This is a genomic window from Flavobacterium sp., assembly GCF_036759525.1.
In the GTDB taxonomy this organism is placed as follows: domain Bacteria; phylum Bacteroidota; class Bacteroidia; order Flavobacteriales; family Flavobacteriaceae; genus Flavobacterium.
In genome coordinates, this window is record NZ_DAIOUN010000002.1 from 151,082 (window position 1) to 166,273 (window position 15,192).

The window sequence follows — 15,192 nt, forward strand, 5'->3', positions numbered from 1 at the left end:
TAAAACAAAAAAAATTAAGCCTTCGGTGTAACAACCGCATCAATAACGTGTATAACGCCGTTAGACTGATTCACATCGGTAATGGTAACTTTAGATTTGTTGCCGTTTTCATCCTCTAAAACCACTTGTTTTCCATTCAAAGTAGCCGTTAAAATCCCACCACTCACAGTTTTAAATTGAGCTTTGCCGTTTCCTTTTTTAATTGCCGCCAAAATATCTTGTGCATTGTATTTACCGGACAAAACATGATAGGTTAAAACAGTTTGTAACATTTTAATATTTTCGGGTTTTAATAGAGTTTCAACGGTTCCTTTAGGAAGTTTGTCAAAAGCAGCATTGGTTGGTGCAAAAACCGTAAAAGGGCCACTTGATTGTAATGTTTCAACTAAACCTGCCGCCTTAACAGCTGCTACTAAAGTGGTATGATCTTTCGAGTTGACTGCATTTTCTACTATGTTTTTACTCGGATACATGGGTGCCCCACCTACTTCTACGGTTTTTTCTTTAGTTTGAGCATAATTTATAGACCCCATAAACAATACTGCTGCAAAAATTGCAAAATTTCTTTTAGTTTTCATAATGTATTTTTTTTAGTTATACATCGATTTACGGGATTCAAAAGAGGTTGGATTTTTACCACTTTAGTATTAACAGAATTTTAAGTTTTGAGACTTCCAAAAAAAATCTCTTAACCTAATAAGTTTTTAATTTAATTACTTAAATTAGAGCTAATTGTATTTCTCAATTCAGTATTTTACTAAACCTTTATAAAAATGCTATTACAAAAGAAAAACTTACTCACAGAGCTACAATACATAAAACAAAGAAGAGGCTCAGAAGAAAAAATAATTCGTAACGTTGAGAAGATTTTATCAGAAAATGAAGCAGAACGAAACATTATAAAAAATACAATTGCTTCAAAATCTTCAACAATTGCTAATGCTTTTCAGTTTGATAAATTAGAATCAAATCTTATTTTTCATATTGATGACATTAAAAAATTATGTATCAATTACCGTTTGCGATTTTTAGATTCGTATTACTTTAAAAATCCGTTACCGGAAGAAGCTATTACAAAAATACATTCCTTGGAGAAAACACATCAGATAAAAATTCAAGGGTTTCGTATCATGGCTCCCGCTGAATTGTTTCAATTAGAGAATTATGACGATCCTTTATTATTTGCACCCATTGGGAATGACTATTATTATCTTATTCATAAATGGGGTAACGATATGAATCCATTACGTGAATGGTACATGAAACCCTTTAAAACCATGGGGAATTTTATTATTTTTCTTCTTGTAATCAGTTTGCTAATCGCAACAATTATACCATCTAATTCATTGGGTAAAACATCGGAAGGAACCCTTCGATTGGTCTCTTTTCTGTTTATTTTTAAATCACTTATGGGAATTTCTATTTACTATTGCTTTTGGCAGGGAAAAAACTTTAGCGAGAACATTTGGTTGAGTAAGTATTACAATAAATAGATTTTTAATTTTTAGTTCATAAAAAAACCCTTTGCGAAAGCAAAGGGTTTTCATTTTATAAAAGGGAAACTAAATTATTTTTCTCCTTTTTCCATTTTAGCTTTCAAATCAGCTAAAATTTGATTGTTTTCACCAAGAGTTTGAGCCGGAGCGTTTGTATTTGTAGCTGTAGTTTCAGCCGCTTTTACATTTTTCTCTTCTTCTTCTCTAAAGATAGCTGTGTGCGAAGCTACAACTCTTTTGAATTCTTTATTGAACTCAATTACTTTAAAGTCGGCAGTATCTCCTTTTTTCAATTTCTTACCATCTTCTTTTTCCAAATGACGGGCAGGAACAAAAGCTACTACATCATCACCAAAATCTACAGTTGCACCTTTGTCAACAATTTCAGCGATAGTTCCGTTGTGAACAGTACCAACAGCATAAGCATCTTCATGTTTATCCCATGGGTTTTCAGTAGTTTGTTTGTGTCCTAAAGATAATTTACGACCTTCAACGTCTAACTCTAATACTACAACCTCTAATTTTTCACCTACGTTGATGAATTCAGATGGATGTTTGATTTTCTTAGTCCAAGACAAATCAGAGATATAAATTAAACCATCGATACCTTCTTCTAATTCTACGAAAATACCAAAGTTTGTAAAGTTTCTAACAATTCCGGTGTGTTTAGAACCAACTGGATATTTAGAAGTAATGTCTGTCCATGGATCTTGTGTCATTTGCTTGATACCTAAAGACATTTTTCTTTCGTCTCTGTCTAAAGTCAAGATAACCGCTTCTACTTCATCTCCAATTTTCATGAAGTCTTGAGCAGAACGTAAGTGGGTAGACCAAGACATTTCAGAAACGTGAATTAAACCTTCAACACCTTCAGCTACTTCAATAAAAGCACCGTAATCAGCAATAACTACAACTTTACCTTTCACTTTGTCACCTACTTGTAAGTTCGCATCTAAAGCATCCCATGGGTGAGCGTTTAATTGTTTTAAACCTAATTGAATTCTTGTTTTTTCATCATCAAAATCAAGAATTACAACGTTTAATTTTTGGTCTAACTCAAGAACTTCGCTTGGGTGATTGATTCTTGACCAAGAAAGGTCCGTAATGTGAATTAATCCATCAACACCACCTAAATCAATAAACACACCATAAGAAGTAATGTTTTTAACTACACCTTCTAATACTTGTCCTTTTTCTAATTGACCAATGATTTCTTTTTTCTGTACTTCAATATCTGCTTCGATAAGAGCTTTGTGAGAAACCACCACGTTTTTAAATTCGTGATTGATTTTTACTACTTTAAACTCCATCATTTTGTTAACATATTGATCGTAGTCACGGATTGGCTTCACATCAATTTGAGAACCTGGTAAGAATGCTTCAATTCCGAAAACATCTACAATCATACCACCTTTAGTTCTGCATTTAACGAAACCGTTTACGATTTCACCGCTTTCGTTAGCAGCGATAACGCGATCCCATGCTTTGATAGTTCTTGCTTTTCTGTGAGATAATACTAATTGACCTGTTTTGTCTTCACGAACATCAATTAATACTTCTACTTTGTCACCCACTTTTAAGTGTGGATTGTAACGGAACTCATTTAAAGAGATAACTCCTTCAGACTTCGCGTTAATGTCAACGATAGCATCACGATCGGTTATACGAACTACAGTTCCTATAACAACTTCGTCGTTATCTGTTGAAATGAAGGTTTTAGCAACTAAATCTTCAAATTCTCTTAAGTTTTTTTCATCTACTGCGTCAATTCCTTCTTGGAAATTGTGCCAGTTAAAGTTTGCTAAAAACGCTTCTTGTTCTTTTAATAATTCAGACATGCTGATAAAAATTTGTATTCTGTATTTTCTTGAGTTTCTGAAAGCGAAAGAAAACAGCAGAAGTTGTTTTACTTAACTTGTTTAGTACCAATGGAAACTCTTCTTCGCCAAAAGGTGTGCAAAAGTACAGCTATTTTTTATATTAAACAAAAGTTTTGATGAAGATTTTAGTTGTATATCAAATGAATACACAATAAAGTGTATTTTTACACTCAATAATCCAAGTAAAACACAAAACAACTACCCAGTAAAATTTCAAATTAAACAATGAAAATCGTATTTGCTTCTTCTAATCTTAATAAAATCAAGGAAATAAAACCCTTAGTCCCAAATACTATAGAAATTTTAAGTTTGGAAGATATCGGGTGTTTTGAAACTATTCCGGAAACGGCACAAACCATTGAAGGCAATGCTCTTTTAAAAGCCGAATATGTATATGAAAAATACGGTTTACCTTGTTTTGCAGATGACACCGGATTGGAGGTTGAAGTTTTAAATGGCGAACCCGGAGTTTATTCCGCACGATATGCCGGAGAACATCAAAATGCGGAGAACAATATGAACAAACTCCTTCAAAAACTTGACGGAATCCCAAATAGAAAAGCCCAATTTAAAACTGTAATTTGCTTAAAAATTGAAGGTAAAACTGAACTATTTACGGGAATTGTAAAAGGAACCATTGGTTATGAAAAAAGAGGAACTCAAGGCTTTGGTTATGACCCCCTATTTTATCCCGATAATTCCAACCGTACTTTTGCAGAAATGACTCTGGAAGAAAAAGCAGAACTTAGTCATCGGGCTATTGCTCTAAAAAAATGTATTGCTTTCCTTCAAAATCTATAGTTTTTTTTTGCCAAATGAATGCTATTTGACTCCTTCCTAATGAAATCACAAATCGATTAATTTATACTTATTTAATAATCAATTAGATAACACATTAGTTAATGTGGTTTTTAAAGCTTACCTTTGCACCCAATTTAAAAAGAAATATGAATAAATTTGAACAATTAGGTCTTAAAGAATCGCTTCTGCTCGCGATTAAAGACCTAGGATTTGAGAATCCATCAGAAGTACAGGAGAAAGCGATTCCGGTTTTATTAGAAAGTGAAACAGACTTAGTTGCCCTTGCACAAACAGGAACAGGAAAAACAGCGGCATTTGGTTTCCCGCTTATTCAAAAAATAGATGCCGAAAACAGAAACACACAAGCCTTAATCTTATCGCCCACACGAGAACTTTGTCTCCAAATTACAAACGAACTGAAATTGTATTCCAAATACGAAAAAGGAATCAATGTGGTGGCTGTATATGGAGGTGCCAGCATTTCAGAACAAGCTCGTGAGGTCAAAAGAGGTGCCCAAATTATTGTAGCTACTCCCGGTAGAATGCAAGACATGATTAATAGAGGTTATGTTAACATTACCGAAATCAACTACTGCATTTTAGATGAAGCTGACGAAATGTTAAACATGGGATTCTATGAAGATATTGTAAGTATTCTTTCTACAACTCCAGACGAAAAAAACACGTGGTTATTCTCGGCAACTATGCCGGCTGAAGTGGCAAGAATTGCTAAAAAATTCATGGTTGAACCTCAAGAAATCACAGTGGGAACCAAAAACTCAGGTTCTGCCACCGTTTCACATGAATTTTATTTGATTAATGCTCGAGATCGTTACGAAGCCTTAAAACGTTTGGCAGATGCTAATCCGGATATTTTTTCGGTGGTTTTTTGCAGAACCAAAAGAGATACTCAACAAGTTGCTGAGAAGTTAATTGAAGACGGGTACAATGCTGCAGCTTTACATGGCGATTTGTCTCAAGCTCAAAGAGACTCTGTGATGAAATCGTTTCGCGGCAGACAAATTCAAATGTTGGTTGCTACCGATGTAGCCGCAAGAGGAATAGATGTAGACAATGTTACTCATGTTATCAATTACCAATTACCTGATGAAATTGAAACCTACAATCACCGTTCGGGAAGGACTGGTAGAGCTGGTAAATTGGGTACATCCATCGTAATTATAACCAAAAGTGAACTACGAAAAATATCAACTATTGAAAAAATAATCAAACAAAAGTTTGAAGAAAAAACCATTCCTTCCGGAATTGAAATTTGTGAAATTCAACTTTTGCACTTAGCTACAAAAATTAAAGATACCGAAGTTGATCACGAAATAGATAATTATCTTCCGGCCATTAATGAGGTTTTAGAAGGCTTAAGCAAAGAGGAATTGATAAAAAAAATGGTATCTGTTGAATTCAACCGATTCATTAATTATTACAAAAAAAATCGCGATTTATCTAGTCAATCTGCTGGAGATCGTAGAGAAGAGAGAAGTTCTAGAGATAACCAATCCGGAGCAACTCGTTTCTTTGTAAATATTGGCTCTAGAGACAATTTCGATTGGATGCAACTCAAAGACTTTTTGCGTGATACCTTAGAATTGGGCCGCGAAGATGTTTATAAGGTAGATGTAAAAGAAGGTTTTTCGTTTTTCAATACCGATGCAGAACATACTGATAAAGTGATGGAGATTTTAAACGGAATGCAATTAGAAGGTAGAAAAATCAACGTTGAAATCTCTAAAAATGACGGAGGAGGAAGAAGAGATCACAACGGAAGAAACTCCGGAGGATTTAGAGGCGAAAGAAGTTCGGGTTCGAAATCCGGAAGCTTTGGAAGCCGTAAAGAAACTGGATTTAGAACACGAAGAGAAAGCGATGCTCCAACTCGTTCTTCCAGAAGATCATCGGAATCCAGAAGTGAAAGACCGGCAAGTCGTTCATTTGAAGCTGCCAAAAATCGCAGACCAAGAAGAAGTTAACAATTTTGTTAATTTTCTTATAATAATACCAATGACTACAAAATATCTTAAAACGATTTAGTACTTTTAAACCATCAAAGTCAATTATGAGATATTTTGTAGTTTTTTTATGGCTTTTTAGCCTTTCAATTACCGCCCAAAACGAAATTAGAAATCAAAAAGTTAACGGAGTGGTATATGATGATGGTTCTTCCCAAACTTTAGCTAATGTTCATATTATCAATTTAAATTCTGTTAGAGGTACCATTACCAACGAAAAAGGATATTTTGAAATTGATGTTGCCGTAAACGATACATTACATCTATCTATTGTAGGTTTTCAATCTTTGAGAGTTCGTGTTACCAACGATTGGATAAAATCCAAAAACACCCAAATTAGACTTACTGAAAAAGCTGTTGCTTTAGAAGAAGTTGTTGTAACTCCTTACAATTTAACCGGATATCTTCAAGTAGATGCCAAATTAATTCCGGTAAAAGAGAATTACAGATATGGAATTTCCGGTTTACCCTACGGGTATGAGGCCGGAGAATATTCGCCAAATGCTTTTAGTCGCGTATTAGGTTCTATATTTAACCCAACCGACATGCTTTACAATTTCTTTGGAAAAAAGCCAAGAGAGCTTAGAAAATTAAAAGAAATGAAAAAAGATGACACGGTTCGAAATCTCCTAGCATCCAAATTTGACCGAGAAACCATAGCGGTAATGTTGGGGGTAGACAAAAAAGAAATTGCCGAAATCTTAGAAAGATGCAACTATTCTGAATCGTTTATAAAAACAGCCAATGATCTTCAAGTATTAGATGCCATAAACGATTGTTATGAAGAATATCGTATCCTGAAAAAGAAATAATTAGGTTATCAAATCTAAATACCGTTTTTCAACAGATTCAATATTGCGAATTGATTTACGAGTCCAATCTAATTTTTTTTGTAACAATTCGGTTTCTGTAAGTTGCCATTCTACACTTGAATTCCGCAATTTTTGAGTTAAAAACTGAATTATGATTGCAGCAGCAACCGAAATATTTAAACTTTCCGTAAAACCAACCATTGGAATCTTTAAGAATCCATCTGCATTTTTTATTATTTCTTGAGACAATCCATCCTTTTCTGTTCCAAAGAAAAAGGCCGATCGGGGCTGGATATCAAAATCAGCCAAAAAACACGAATTATCATGGGGCGTGGTTGCAATAATTTGGTAACCTCTTTCTTTTAATTTTTGAATGCATCGATTTGAGTCGGGATACCTAAAAACATCAACCCATTTTTGAGCACCCATGGCAATTTCTGAATCAATTTTTTTTCCAAATTTTTGTTCAATAACATGAAGTTCTTGAATTCCAAACACTTCGCAACTTCTCATAACAGCACTGGTATTGTGAAGTTGGTAAACATCTTCAAGGGCAACCGTAAAATGTTTGGTTCGGTTATTAAGTATTTCCAAAAACTTATGTTTCCGCTCCGGAGTTATAAAATTTTCTAAATACTTTAAATATTCCTCGTTTTCCAATATTTGATTCATTCAAAATTGTTTTTTAAAGTGTAAGTCCCTATCTTGGCTACATTAAAATTCTAGGTATGACACAAGAAGAATTATTGCCCCTAATTTACAAAAAAGATGACAGAGCGTTTACATTATTGTATGATATGTATTCCAAAAGTTTGTATGGCGTAATTAGCAACTACATCAAAGAAACAGAAGAAGCTGAAGATGTGCTTCAAGATGTATTTGTTAAAATTTGGAAAAACATTGATTCTTACAATGAATCAAAAGGACGATTTTATACATGGATTGTGAATATTGCCCGCAATAGCTCTATTGACAAATTACGTTCTAAAGGATTTAACAATAGTCAAAAAAACCTATCTGCCGATAATTTCGTAAATCTGTTAGATGACAATTCCAGAATGATAAACAAGATTGACAGTATTGGAATTCAAGAATTTGTCAAAAAATTAAAACCTAAATGTATTAAAATTATAGATTTACTTTTCTTCAAAGGCTACACACAGCAAGAAGCTTCAGACGAATTGGAAATTCCATTGGGAACCGTTAAAACTCAAAACAGAAACTGCATTAACGAATTAAGAAACTTATTACAAGTATCATGAATACAAAAGAATACATAGAATCAGGCATTCTGGAACTTTATGTTTACGGAAAACTCAACGAGACCGAAGCCGAAGAAGTTTCGCAAAAAGCTCTTGAATATCCTGAAATCAAGTCTGAAATAATAGAGATTGAAAAGGCAATGGTTTACCTTTCCGGTAGCATTGCTCCTCGACTGTCTGGAAAAAATTATGAAGCTATAAAAAAACAAATTTTTGGAGAACCGGAAGAAAAGGTAATTCCTCTGACTCCAAAACCCAAAACCAATTTCTTATCTTATGTGGGTTGGGCAGCGGCAGCAATATTTCTATTTGGTGGGATTTACTTATTCCAACTTAATGAAACCTCTCAGCAAACCATTGTAGGATTGGAAACTGAAAAAGAAAAGCTAGATACCGAATTTAAATCTTTACAACTCAAAAACTCAGAGAATGAAGAAATGCTGGCTTTAATTAGAGATCCCAAAAATACGATCATTCCATTGGCCGGTCAAGAAGTATCTCCAAACTCTTTTGCTAAAGTATACTGGAATCAAGAAACACAAAGTGTGTATATTGATGGAGCCGGATTACCGGAACCACCTGAAGGCTATGTTTATCAAGTGTGGGCTTTAAAACTTAATCCGCTAACTCCCACAAGCATAGGTCTTTTAGACAATTTCAAAGGTCAGTCCAAACGAATCTTTGAAGTAGAAAATGTAGGTGATGCCGAAGCTTTTGGTATTACACTAGAGCCCGCCGGCGGGAGTGCTTCGCCAACTCTTGAACAACTATACACGCTTGGAAAAGTTTAAATTACAAGACCCCATTCAAATGATTGGGGTTTATTTTTTAATATGAAAAAAATAGTAGTATTATCTGGTGCCGGAATAAGTGCAGAAAGTGGCATTCAAACTTTTAGAGATGCTAACGGACTTTGGGAAGGACACGATGTAGCTCTTGTAGCAACACCGGAAGGTTGGAAAAAGAATCCGGAATTGGTTTTGGAATTCTACAACCAACGTCGCAGACAACTATTGGAAGTTTCTCCAAATGAAGCTCATAAAATTTTAGTAGAACTCGAAAAATATTTTGATATACAGATTATTACTCAAAATGTAGACGATCTACATGAAAGAGCCGGAAGTCAAAAAGTAATACACCTACATGGTGAATTGCTCAAAGTTAGGAGTTCTAACAATCCTTATTTTATTTTGGATTGGAAAACCGACTTAAAATTATCCGATACTGATAAATTAGGGCATCCTTTGAGACCACACATCGTATGGTTTGGAGAAGAAGTTCCTGCCATGCAGGAAGCGATACAACATACAGAAACTGCCGATATTCTAATTGTTATTGGAACTTCGTTACAAGTCTATCCTGCTGCAGGATTAATGCACTATACAAAGCCAGAAATACCCATTTTTTACATTGATCCCAATCCGTTAAACTCCATAAAAATTTCAAATCCGTTATATATAATTTCCAAAAAAGGTACAGAAGGGATGGCAATTCTGAAAGAGAAATTACTCAAAGAATACTGTACTTAAAATGAAGAATACCCTTTTGGATTTGATAATTTCTTAAGGATAAAACTTATATTTGCAACACAAATCAATCTGACTATTTTTCAAAACAACACAACACATGAACTCTATAAACGAATTAAACGCCATTTCTCCTATTGACGGCAGGTACCGTAACAAAACGCAATCGCTTTCCCCCTATTTTTCTGAAGAAGCACTCATCAGATATAGAGTTTGGATTGAAATTGAATATTTTATTGCACTTTGTCAAATTCCGTTACCGCAATTAAAAAACATCAACCCTGAAATTTTTGAGTCCTTACGTACTATTTATAAAAATTTTTCTACTGAAAATGCTCTTGCAATTAAAGAAATAGAAAAAACAACCAATCATGATGTTAAAGCTGTAGAGTATTTCATAAAAAATGAATTTGACAATTTAGGTCTTCAATCCTTTAAAGAATTCATCCATTTTGGATTAACCTCACAAGATATCAATAATACAGCCATTCCTTTATCGGTTAAAGAAAGTTTTGAAAAAGTATATTTACCTTTATTGATTCAATTGGTTGCAAAATTAAAGTCTCTTTCGCAAGAATGGTCTGCTATACCAATGTTGGCTCGTACGCACGGTCAGCCAGCCTCTCCAACCCGATTGGGTAAAGAAATTGGTGTTTTTGTAGAACGTTTAGAAGAACAAATGCGTTTACTTTTCAATATTCCCTTTGCAGCCAAATTTGGTGGAGCAACCGGAAATTACAATGCTCATCATGTAGCCTACCCTTCAATAGATTGGAAACAATTTGGAACCTCTTTTGTTGAAGAAATACTAGGTTTACACCACTCGTTTCCAACTACGCAAATTGAACATTACGATCATATTGCCGCTTATTTTGATTGTTTAAAACGCATCAATACTATACTTATTGATTTGGATAGAGATATTTGGACCTATGTATCTATGGACTATTTTAAACAAAAAATTAAAGCCGGCGAAATTGGATCTTCTGCCATGCCTCACAAAGTAAATCCTATAGATTTTGAAAATTCTGAAGGAAATTTAGGCATAGCCAATGCCATTTTTGAACATCTTTCTGCTAAATTACCCTTGTCTAGATTACAAAGAGACTTAACCGACAGTACCGTTTTGAGAAACATAGGGGTTCCCATTGGACATACACTAATAGGTTTTGAAGCCACGTTAAAAGGCTTAGACAAATTAGTACTTAACTCTGCTAAATTAGAAGAAGATTTAGATCAAAATTGGGCTGTAGTTGCCGAGGCTATTCAAACTATATTACGAAGAGAAAGTTATCCGAATCCTTATGAAGCTTTAAAAGGACTTACGCGAACTAATGAACCTATAAATCAGCAAACTATTCATAAATTTATTCATACATTAACTGTATCGGATTCGATTAAAAATGAGTTATTACAAATAACGCCATCCAATTATCTGGGTATTTAACTAAATCATCCGGTCACGTAATATTTATAAATGAAAACATCAAAAATTCTTATTTTGTTTGCTCATCCATTATTTGAAAAATCAATGGTTAATAAAGCCTTGGTTTTTAAAATACCTCAATTGGAAGGCATTACATTTCATGATTTGTATGAAGCTTATCCTGAATTTGATATTGATGTAAAAAAAGAACAGGCTTTATTAGAATCTCACGATATCATCATTTGGCATCATCCTTTATATTGGTATAGTTGTCCACCTTTACTCAAACAATGGATAGACATGGTTTTGGAGTACAATTGGGCCTATGGAACCCAAGGTAATGCATTGAAAGGAAAAAAAATATTTCAAGTTATCACTACCGGTGGGGCTCAAAAAAACTATTGCGATACAGGAAAAGACCGATATACCATTCCGGAACTTTTGGAACCTTTTAATCAAACTGCCAAAGTATGTAAAATGGAGTATCTTCCACCTTTTGTGGTACATGGCACTCATCAAATGGATGAAAAAGAGGCTAATCAATTCGGGCAAACCTATTCCGATTTACTCAAACACTTACAAGCTAACGACATTGATCTCAATGAAGTTAATACTCACTTTTATTTGAATGATTGGTTTCATTTTAAATTGAAAAATCATGGATAACAGTTTCTTTGTTCAGGCTATTATTTATTTAACCGCCGCTGTTGTATGTGTTCCTTTTGCCAAAAAAATGGGACTCAGTTCTATTTTAGGCTATTTATTTGCTGGAATAATCATTGGTCCATTTGTTTTAGGATTAATAGGTACCAAAGGAGAAGACATTATGCACTTTGCTGAATTTGGCGTAGTTATGATGCTATTTCTGATTGGTTTGGAACTTGATCCCTATAAATTCTGGAAAATGCGAAAGTTCATTCTGGGTATGGGCTCGCTTCAACTGATAGGAAGTAGTTTACTCCTCTTTATTTTGTGTTTCATTTTTATGGATTGGAGTTGGCAAACCAATTTAGTTATTTGTTTGGCTTTATCGCTTTCCTCAACAGCTATCGTTTTACAAACCCTTAAAGAAAAAGGGTTATCCCAAACTTCAATGGGGCGGTCATCATTTGCAGTACTTTTATTCCAAGATATTGCTGTAATACCCATTTTGGCTATTATTCCATTGTTGATTAGTGGAGAAATTACAAGTGAAAATTCTGAAATACACACCTCTTTAATTAGTGATTTTGCAGGTTGGTTACAAACACTAATCGTAGTTTTTGCCATTGCCATTATATATTTTTCTGGTCGATTTATTATTGTACCCTTACTTCATGTAATTGCCAAAACCCGATTACAAGAACTTTTCACTGCTACCGCCCTTTTGTTGGTAGTTGGGGTTTCCTATTTGATGCAATTAGTTGGTTTAAGTCCGGCTCTTGGGGCTTTTATGGCCGGAGTTGTATTGGCCAACTCTGAATTTAGACATGAATTAGAAGGCGATATTGCCCCATTCAAAGGTTTACTTTTGGGTTTATTTTTTATAGGTGTTGGTGCCTCTATCAATTTTCAATTGATTATGGAAAATCCTACTTTCATATTTGTTTTTGGAGCTGTACTTACCGCGATAAAATTCATTGTTTTGTTTGCCATTGGTAAAATTTACAAAAAAAGTAACGATCAAAATTTTTTATTTTCTTTTGGGTTGAGTCAAGCCGGTGAATTTGGTTTTGTAATTCTAAGTTTCTCTACCCAACTGAATATTATGAGCTCGCTTTTAGCAAATCAAATCATGGCAATCATTGCATTAAGTATGGTTTCTACCCCATTTCTTTTACTTATCAATGAGAAATGGATTGATCCCTATTTTGGGGTTACAGAAAAAAATGAAAAGGAAGCCGATTTTATTGATGAAAACAATGAAGTAATAATTGCAGGTTTTGGTCATTTTGGTAGCACAATTGGAAGATTACTTAAAGCCAATGGCGTTAAAGCCACAATTTTAGATCACGATTCGGATCGCGTAGATTTATTGCGAAAAATGGGATTTAAAGTATATTATGGAGACGCAACCCGATTGGAACTTTTGAAAGCTGCAGGTGCAGAAAATGCAAAAATTTTTATTGCCGCAATAGACAATCCGGAAGTAAATTTGAGTGTTGTAGAATTATTAAGAAAACATTTTCCGCATCTAAACATCTTAACCAGAGCGAGAAATCGTGTTGATGCCTACGAACTTATAGATCATGGAGTAGACAAAATTTACAGAGAAACTTTATACACAGCGGTACACTTGGGAGTTGACGCCCTAACACAACTCGGACATCGAAAATATTCGGCTACCAGACAAGGTCAAAGATTTATAAAATATGATGAAGCCGCAATTCGAAAATTAGCCTCAAAACGTCATGATAAAATGGCTTATTTAGCCACGGTTAAAGATGAGATTGAAATGCAAGAAGAACTCTTGAAAAACGATATGCACATCAACTTTTCAAGTTCTGACCATGCTTGGGATAGTGAACATTTGAAAAAACAAATAAATACCTAAAAAAAAGGGTCTGATTTACAGACCCTTTTTTTTAATCTAAATGAAAACTGACCGTTACTGAAATTGAAATTTCAATTTCTCCAATAGCCAAAGTTTCTGTAGCAGCATCAGACTCCAGCATAGGGTTGGCATAAGTTCTTTTCATCATAACAGGATAAATGGGCTGCGAATTATCTGAAATACTCAATGCTTTTCCAATTTTCTGATTTAACACACCAGCAAAATCTTCAGCCTTTTTCTTAGCATCTTGAATAGCTAATTTACGAGCATTACTTTTTAGTATTTCAATTTGAGTTGACTTAAATTCAACTTGATGAATTGTATTTATTCCGTTATCCATTAGTCCCATAACTAATGCATCGTATTTTGAAATATCTTTAAGCGTTAACGTTAAATTCTGCGTTGCTTGATAGGTATATTTTTTAGTATCATATTGGTAGTTTTTGTTCAAGCTAACTTGTGTGGTTTGAAAATCGGTTGTAGCTATTCCAAATTTCTTTATAAACTTTATAACTTTATCCAAAGCTTGATCATTGGCTTTTTTTACTTCATTGGCTTCTTTTCCGGTGTGGGTTATACCAAAGCTTAAAACCGCTAAATCGGGAACCGTTTTAATTTTACCTTCACCCATAACAGTGACTTGTGGAATTAACTTTCCGTCTTGAGCCCAAAGCGAAGTAGATAATAGTGCTACGAGAATTAATACTCTTGTTTTCATGATTTCTTTTTGTATTGATTTAAATCTACCTTTTCAATTTGTGTGCCAATTGCAATAGAATAATTAAAAACATTACAACTTGCCGGTTTTTACTAATACCAACAAAATCAAAATGGGTATGGCCAAAAGTACCACCATTAAAGTATTTTCTTGGATGAGTTGAGGATATTGAAACAATGTTAAAGCATAACCTCCTACGGCACCTCCAAAATGAGCCGTATGACCAATATGATCGGTACGGGATTTCATTCCGTAAATAGAATACAGTAAATAAGTTATTCCAAAAACATAAGCCGGAATGGGTATAGGTATAAAAAACAAATATAAACTTTTATCCGGTTGAAGTAAAATAGCACAATATAAAATTCCGGTAACCGCTCCAGATGCACCTACGGCTCTGTAATGGTATTCATTTTTATGAAATTGAAGTGTAAATAAACTTCCCGATAACAAACTACCAAAATAAATTAGAAAAAAAACGGGACTTCCAAATTGTAAAATAACTACGGGTGCAAAGAAATATAAGGTTAACATATTGAAAGCTAAGTGAGCAATATCTACATGTAAAAAAGCAGAAGTTATCATGCGTAAATGCTCTCCTGCTCTTATACTCCCTATGTGAAACTCATATTTTCTAAAGAAAGTTATATCTTCAAAAGCTTTAAAACTTACCAAACAGTTTGAAACGATTAAGGTTAAAAGGGCTACACTCAT

At 34.1% G+C, this 15,192-nt stretch carries 15 protein-coding genes; 10 read left to right on the forward strand and 5 right to left on the reverse strand.

Translation table 11 applies throughout. The features are described from left to right. Positions 1 to 14 precede the first annotated feature (14 nt). Positions 15 to 578 (reverse strand): fasciclin domain-containing protein, encoded by a 564-nt coding sequence (locus tag V7M80_RS02445; protein ID WP_333693776.1) that lies wholly within the window; start codon positions 576 to 578, stop codon positions 15 to 17. A 195-nt stretch (positions 579 to 773) separates the two neighbouring features. Between V7M80_RS02445 and V7M80_RS02450 the strand changes: the two genes are divergently transcribed. Further along, positions 774 to 1,493 carry a hypothetical protein gene (locus V7M80_RS02450; RefSeq protein WP_333693777.1) on the forward strand — a complete coding sequence of 240 codons (720 nt, stop codon included), beginning with the start codon at positions 774 to 776 and terminating at the stop codon, positions 1,491 to 1,493. Between the two features lie 74 nt (positions 1,494 to 1,567). Here the strand turns inward: V7M80_RS02450 and rpsA are convergent, their stop codons facing one another. Then, entirely contained in the window at positions 1,568 to 3,334 is a 1,767-nt protein-coding gene (rpsA, locus tag V7M80_RS02455) for a 30S ribosomal protein S1 (RefSeq protein ID WP_333693778.1), read from the reverse strand. Between the two features lie 267 nt (positions 3,335 to 3,601). On the opposite strand from rpsA, the gene V7M80_RS02460 reads away from it, so the two are divergent. From V7M80_RS02460 to V7M80_RS02470, 3 genes are all read left to right on the forward strand, one after another. Next, entirely contained in the window at positions 3,602 to 4,177 is a 576-nt protein-coding gene (locus tag V7M80_RS02460) for a non-canonical purine NTP diphosphatase (protein ID WP_333693779.1), read from the forward strand. A 146-nt stretch (positions 4,178 to 4,323) separates the two neighbouring features. Further along, the gene (locus V7M80_RS02465; protein WP_333693780.1) at positions 4,324 to 6,162 is read left to right on the forward strand and encodes a DEAD/DEAH box helicase; all 1,839 of its coding nucleotides are present in this window, start codon (positions 4,324 to 4,326) and stop codon (positions 6,160 to 6,162) included. An 86-nt stretch (positions 6,163 to 6,248) separates the two neighbouring features. Then, entirely contained in the window at positions 6,249 to 7,013 is a 765-nt protein-coding gene (locus V7M80_RS02470) for a carboxypeptidase-like regulatory domain-containing protein (protein WP_333693781.1), read from the forward strand. On the opposite strand, the gene V7M80_RS02475 is transcribed toward V7M80_RS02470, so the two are convergent. Further along, positions 7,014 to 7,685: a TrmH family RNA methyltransferase gene (locus V7M80_RS02475; RefSeq protein ID WP_333693782.1), complete on the reverse strand. Its 672-nt coding sequence runs from the start codon at positions 7,683 to 7,685 to the stop codon at positions 7,014 to 7,016. A 56-nt stretch (positions 7,686 to 7,741) separates the two neighbouring features. Here V7M80_RS02475 and V7M80_RS02480 point away from each other — a divergent pair, with 56 nt between their 5' ends. The 6 genes from V7M80_RS02480 to V7M80_RS02505 all read left to right on the forward strand — a co-directional run bounded on the left by V7M80_RS02480 (position 7,742) and on the right by V7M80_RS02505 (position 13,760). Continuing rightward, entirely contained in the window at positions 7,742 to 8,275 is a 534-nt protein-coding gene (locus V7M80_RS02480) for an RNA polymerase sigma factor (protein WP_333693783.1), read from the forward strand. Continuing rightward, entirely contained in the window at positions 8,272 to 9,066 is a 795-nt protein-coding gene (locus V7M80_RS02485) for an anti-sigma factor (RefSeq protein ID WP_333693784.1), read from the forward strand. Before V7M80_RS02480 ends, V7M80_RS02485 begins: the two co-directional genes overlap by 4 nt. A 42-nt stretch (positions 9,067 to 9,108) precedes the next feature. After that, positions 9,109 to 9,804 carry an SIR2 family NAD-dependent protein deacylase gene (locus V7M80_RS02490; protein WP_333693785.1) on the forward strand — a complete coding sequence of 232 codons (696 nt, stop codon included), beginning with the start codon at positions 9,109 to 9,111 and terminating at the stop codon, positions 9,802 to 9,804. A 97-nt stretch (positions 9,805 to 9,901) separates the two neighbouring features. Next, complete coding sequence (gene purB, locus V7M80_RS02495; RefSeq protein ID WP_333693787.1) at positions 9,902 to 11,248, forward strand: adenylosuccinate lyase; 1,347 nt, start codon at positions 9,902 to 9,904, stop codon at positions 11,246 to 11,248. A gap of 30 nt (positions 11,249 to 11,278) precedes the next feature. Beyond that, positions 11,279 to 11,893 (forward strand): glutathione-regulated potassium-efflux system oxidoreductase KefF, encoded by a 615-nt coding sequence (gene kefF, locus V7M80_RS02500; RefSeq protein ID WP_333693789.1) that lies wholly within the window; start codon positions 11,279 to 11,281, stop codon positions 11,891 to 11,893. Continuing rightward, a complete protein-coding gene (locus tag V7M80_RS02505) occupies positions 11,886 to 13,760 on the forward strand; it encodes a monovalent cation:proton antiporter-2 (CPA2) family protein (protein ID WP_333693790.1) in 1,875 nt (624 codons plus the stop codon). The genes kefF and V7M80_RS02505 overlap by 8 nt, the downstream gene beginning before the upstream one ends. A gap of 31 nt (positions 13,761 to 13,791) precedes the next feature. Here V7M80_RS02505 and V7M80_RS02510 read toward each other — a convergent pair whose 3' ends face one another. Together V7M80_RS02510 and V7M80_RS02515 are read right to left on the reverse strand one after the other, a co-directional pair. Further along, the gene (locus V7M80_RS02510) at positions 13,792 to 14,478 is read right to left on the reverse strand and encodes an SIMPL domain-containing protein (RefSeq protein WP_333693792.1); all 687 of its coding nucleotides are present in this window, start codon (positions 14,476 to 14,478) and stop codon (positions 13,792 to 13,794) included. A 72-nt stretch (positions 14,479 to 14,550) separates the two neighbouring features. Continuing rightward, positions 14,551 to 15,192 carry a rhomboid family intramembrane serine protease gene (locus V7M80_RS02515; protein ID WP_333693794.1) on the reverse strand — a complete coding sequence of 214 codons (642 nt, stop codon included), beginning with the start codon at positions 15,190 to 15,192 and terminating at the stop codon, positions 14,551 to 14,553.

Excerpts from the sequence above, each read along its gene's own strand:
- V7M80_RS02485 (WP_333693784.1), top strand. The coding sequence starts at position 8,272 with ATGAATACAAAAGAATACATAGAATCAGGCATTCTGGAACTTTATGTT.
- V7M80_RS02480 (WP_333693783.1), top strand. The coding sequence starts at position 7,742 with ATGACACAAGAAGAATTATTGCCCCTAATTTACAAAAAAGATGACAGA.
- V7M80_RS02470 (WP_333693781.1), top strand. The coding sequence starts at position 6,249 with ATGAGATATTTTGTAGTTTTTTTATGGCTTTTTAGCCTTTCAATTACC.
- V7M80_RS02515 (WP_333693794.1), bottom strand. The coding sequence starts at position 15,192 with ATGAGTGTAGCCCTTTTAACCTTAATCGTTTCAAACTGTTTGGTAAGT.
- rpsA (WP_333693778.1), bottom strand. The coding sequence starts at position 3,334 with ATGTCTGAATTATTAAAAGAACAAGAAGCGTTTTTAGCAAACTTTAAC.
- V7M80_RS02505 (WP_333693790.1), top strand. The coding sequence starts at position 11,886 with ATGGATAACAGTTTCTTTGTTCAGGCTATTATTTATTTAACCGCCGCT.
- V7M80_RS02475 (WP_333693782.1), bottom strand. The coding sequence starts at position 7,685 with ATGAATCAAATATTGGAAAACGAGGAATATTTAAAGTATTTAGAAAAT.
- V7M80_RS02450 (WP_333693777.1), top strand. The coding sequence starts at position 774 with ATGCTATTACAAAAGAAAAACTTACTCACAGAGCTACAATACATAAAA.
- purB (WP_333693787.1), top strand. The coding sequence starts at position 9,902 with ATGAACTCTATAAACGAATTAAACGCCATTTCTCCTATTGACGGCAGG.
- V7M80_RS02465 (WP_333693780.1), top strand. The coding sequence starts at position 4,324 with ATGAATAAATTTGAACAATTAGGTCTTAAAGAATCGCTTCTGCTCGCG.
- V7M80_RS02460 (WP_333693779.1), top strand. The coding sequence starts at position 3,602 with ATGAAAATCGTATTTGCTTCTTCTAATCTTAATAAAATCAAGGAAATA.
- V7M80_RS02510 (WP_333693792.1), bottom strand. The coding sequence starts at position 14,478 with ATGAAAACAAGAGTATTAATTCTCGTAGCACTATTATCTACTTCGCTT.
- kefF (WP_333693789.1), top strand. The coding sequence starts at position 11,279 with ATGAAAACATCAAAAATTCTTATTTTGTTTGCTCATCCATTATTTGAA.
- V7M80_RS02490 (WP_333693785.1), top strand. The coding sequence starts at position 9,109 with ATGAAAAAAATAGTAGTATTATCTGGTGCCGGAATAAGTGCAGAAAGT.
- V7M80_RS02445 (WP_333693776.1), bottom strand. The coding sequence starts at position 578 with ATGAAAACTAAAAGAAATTTTGCAATTTTTGCAGCAGTATTGTTTATG.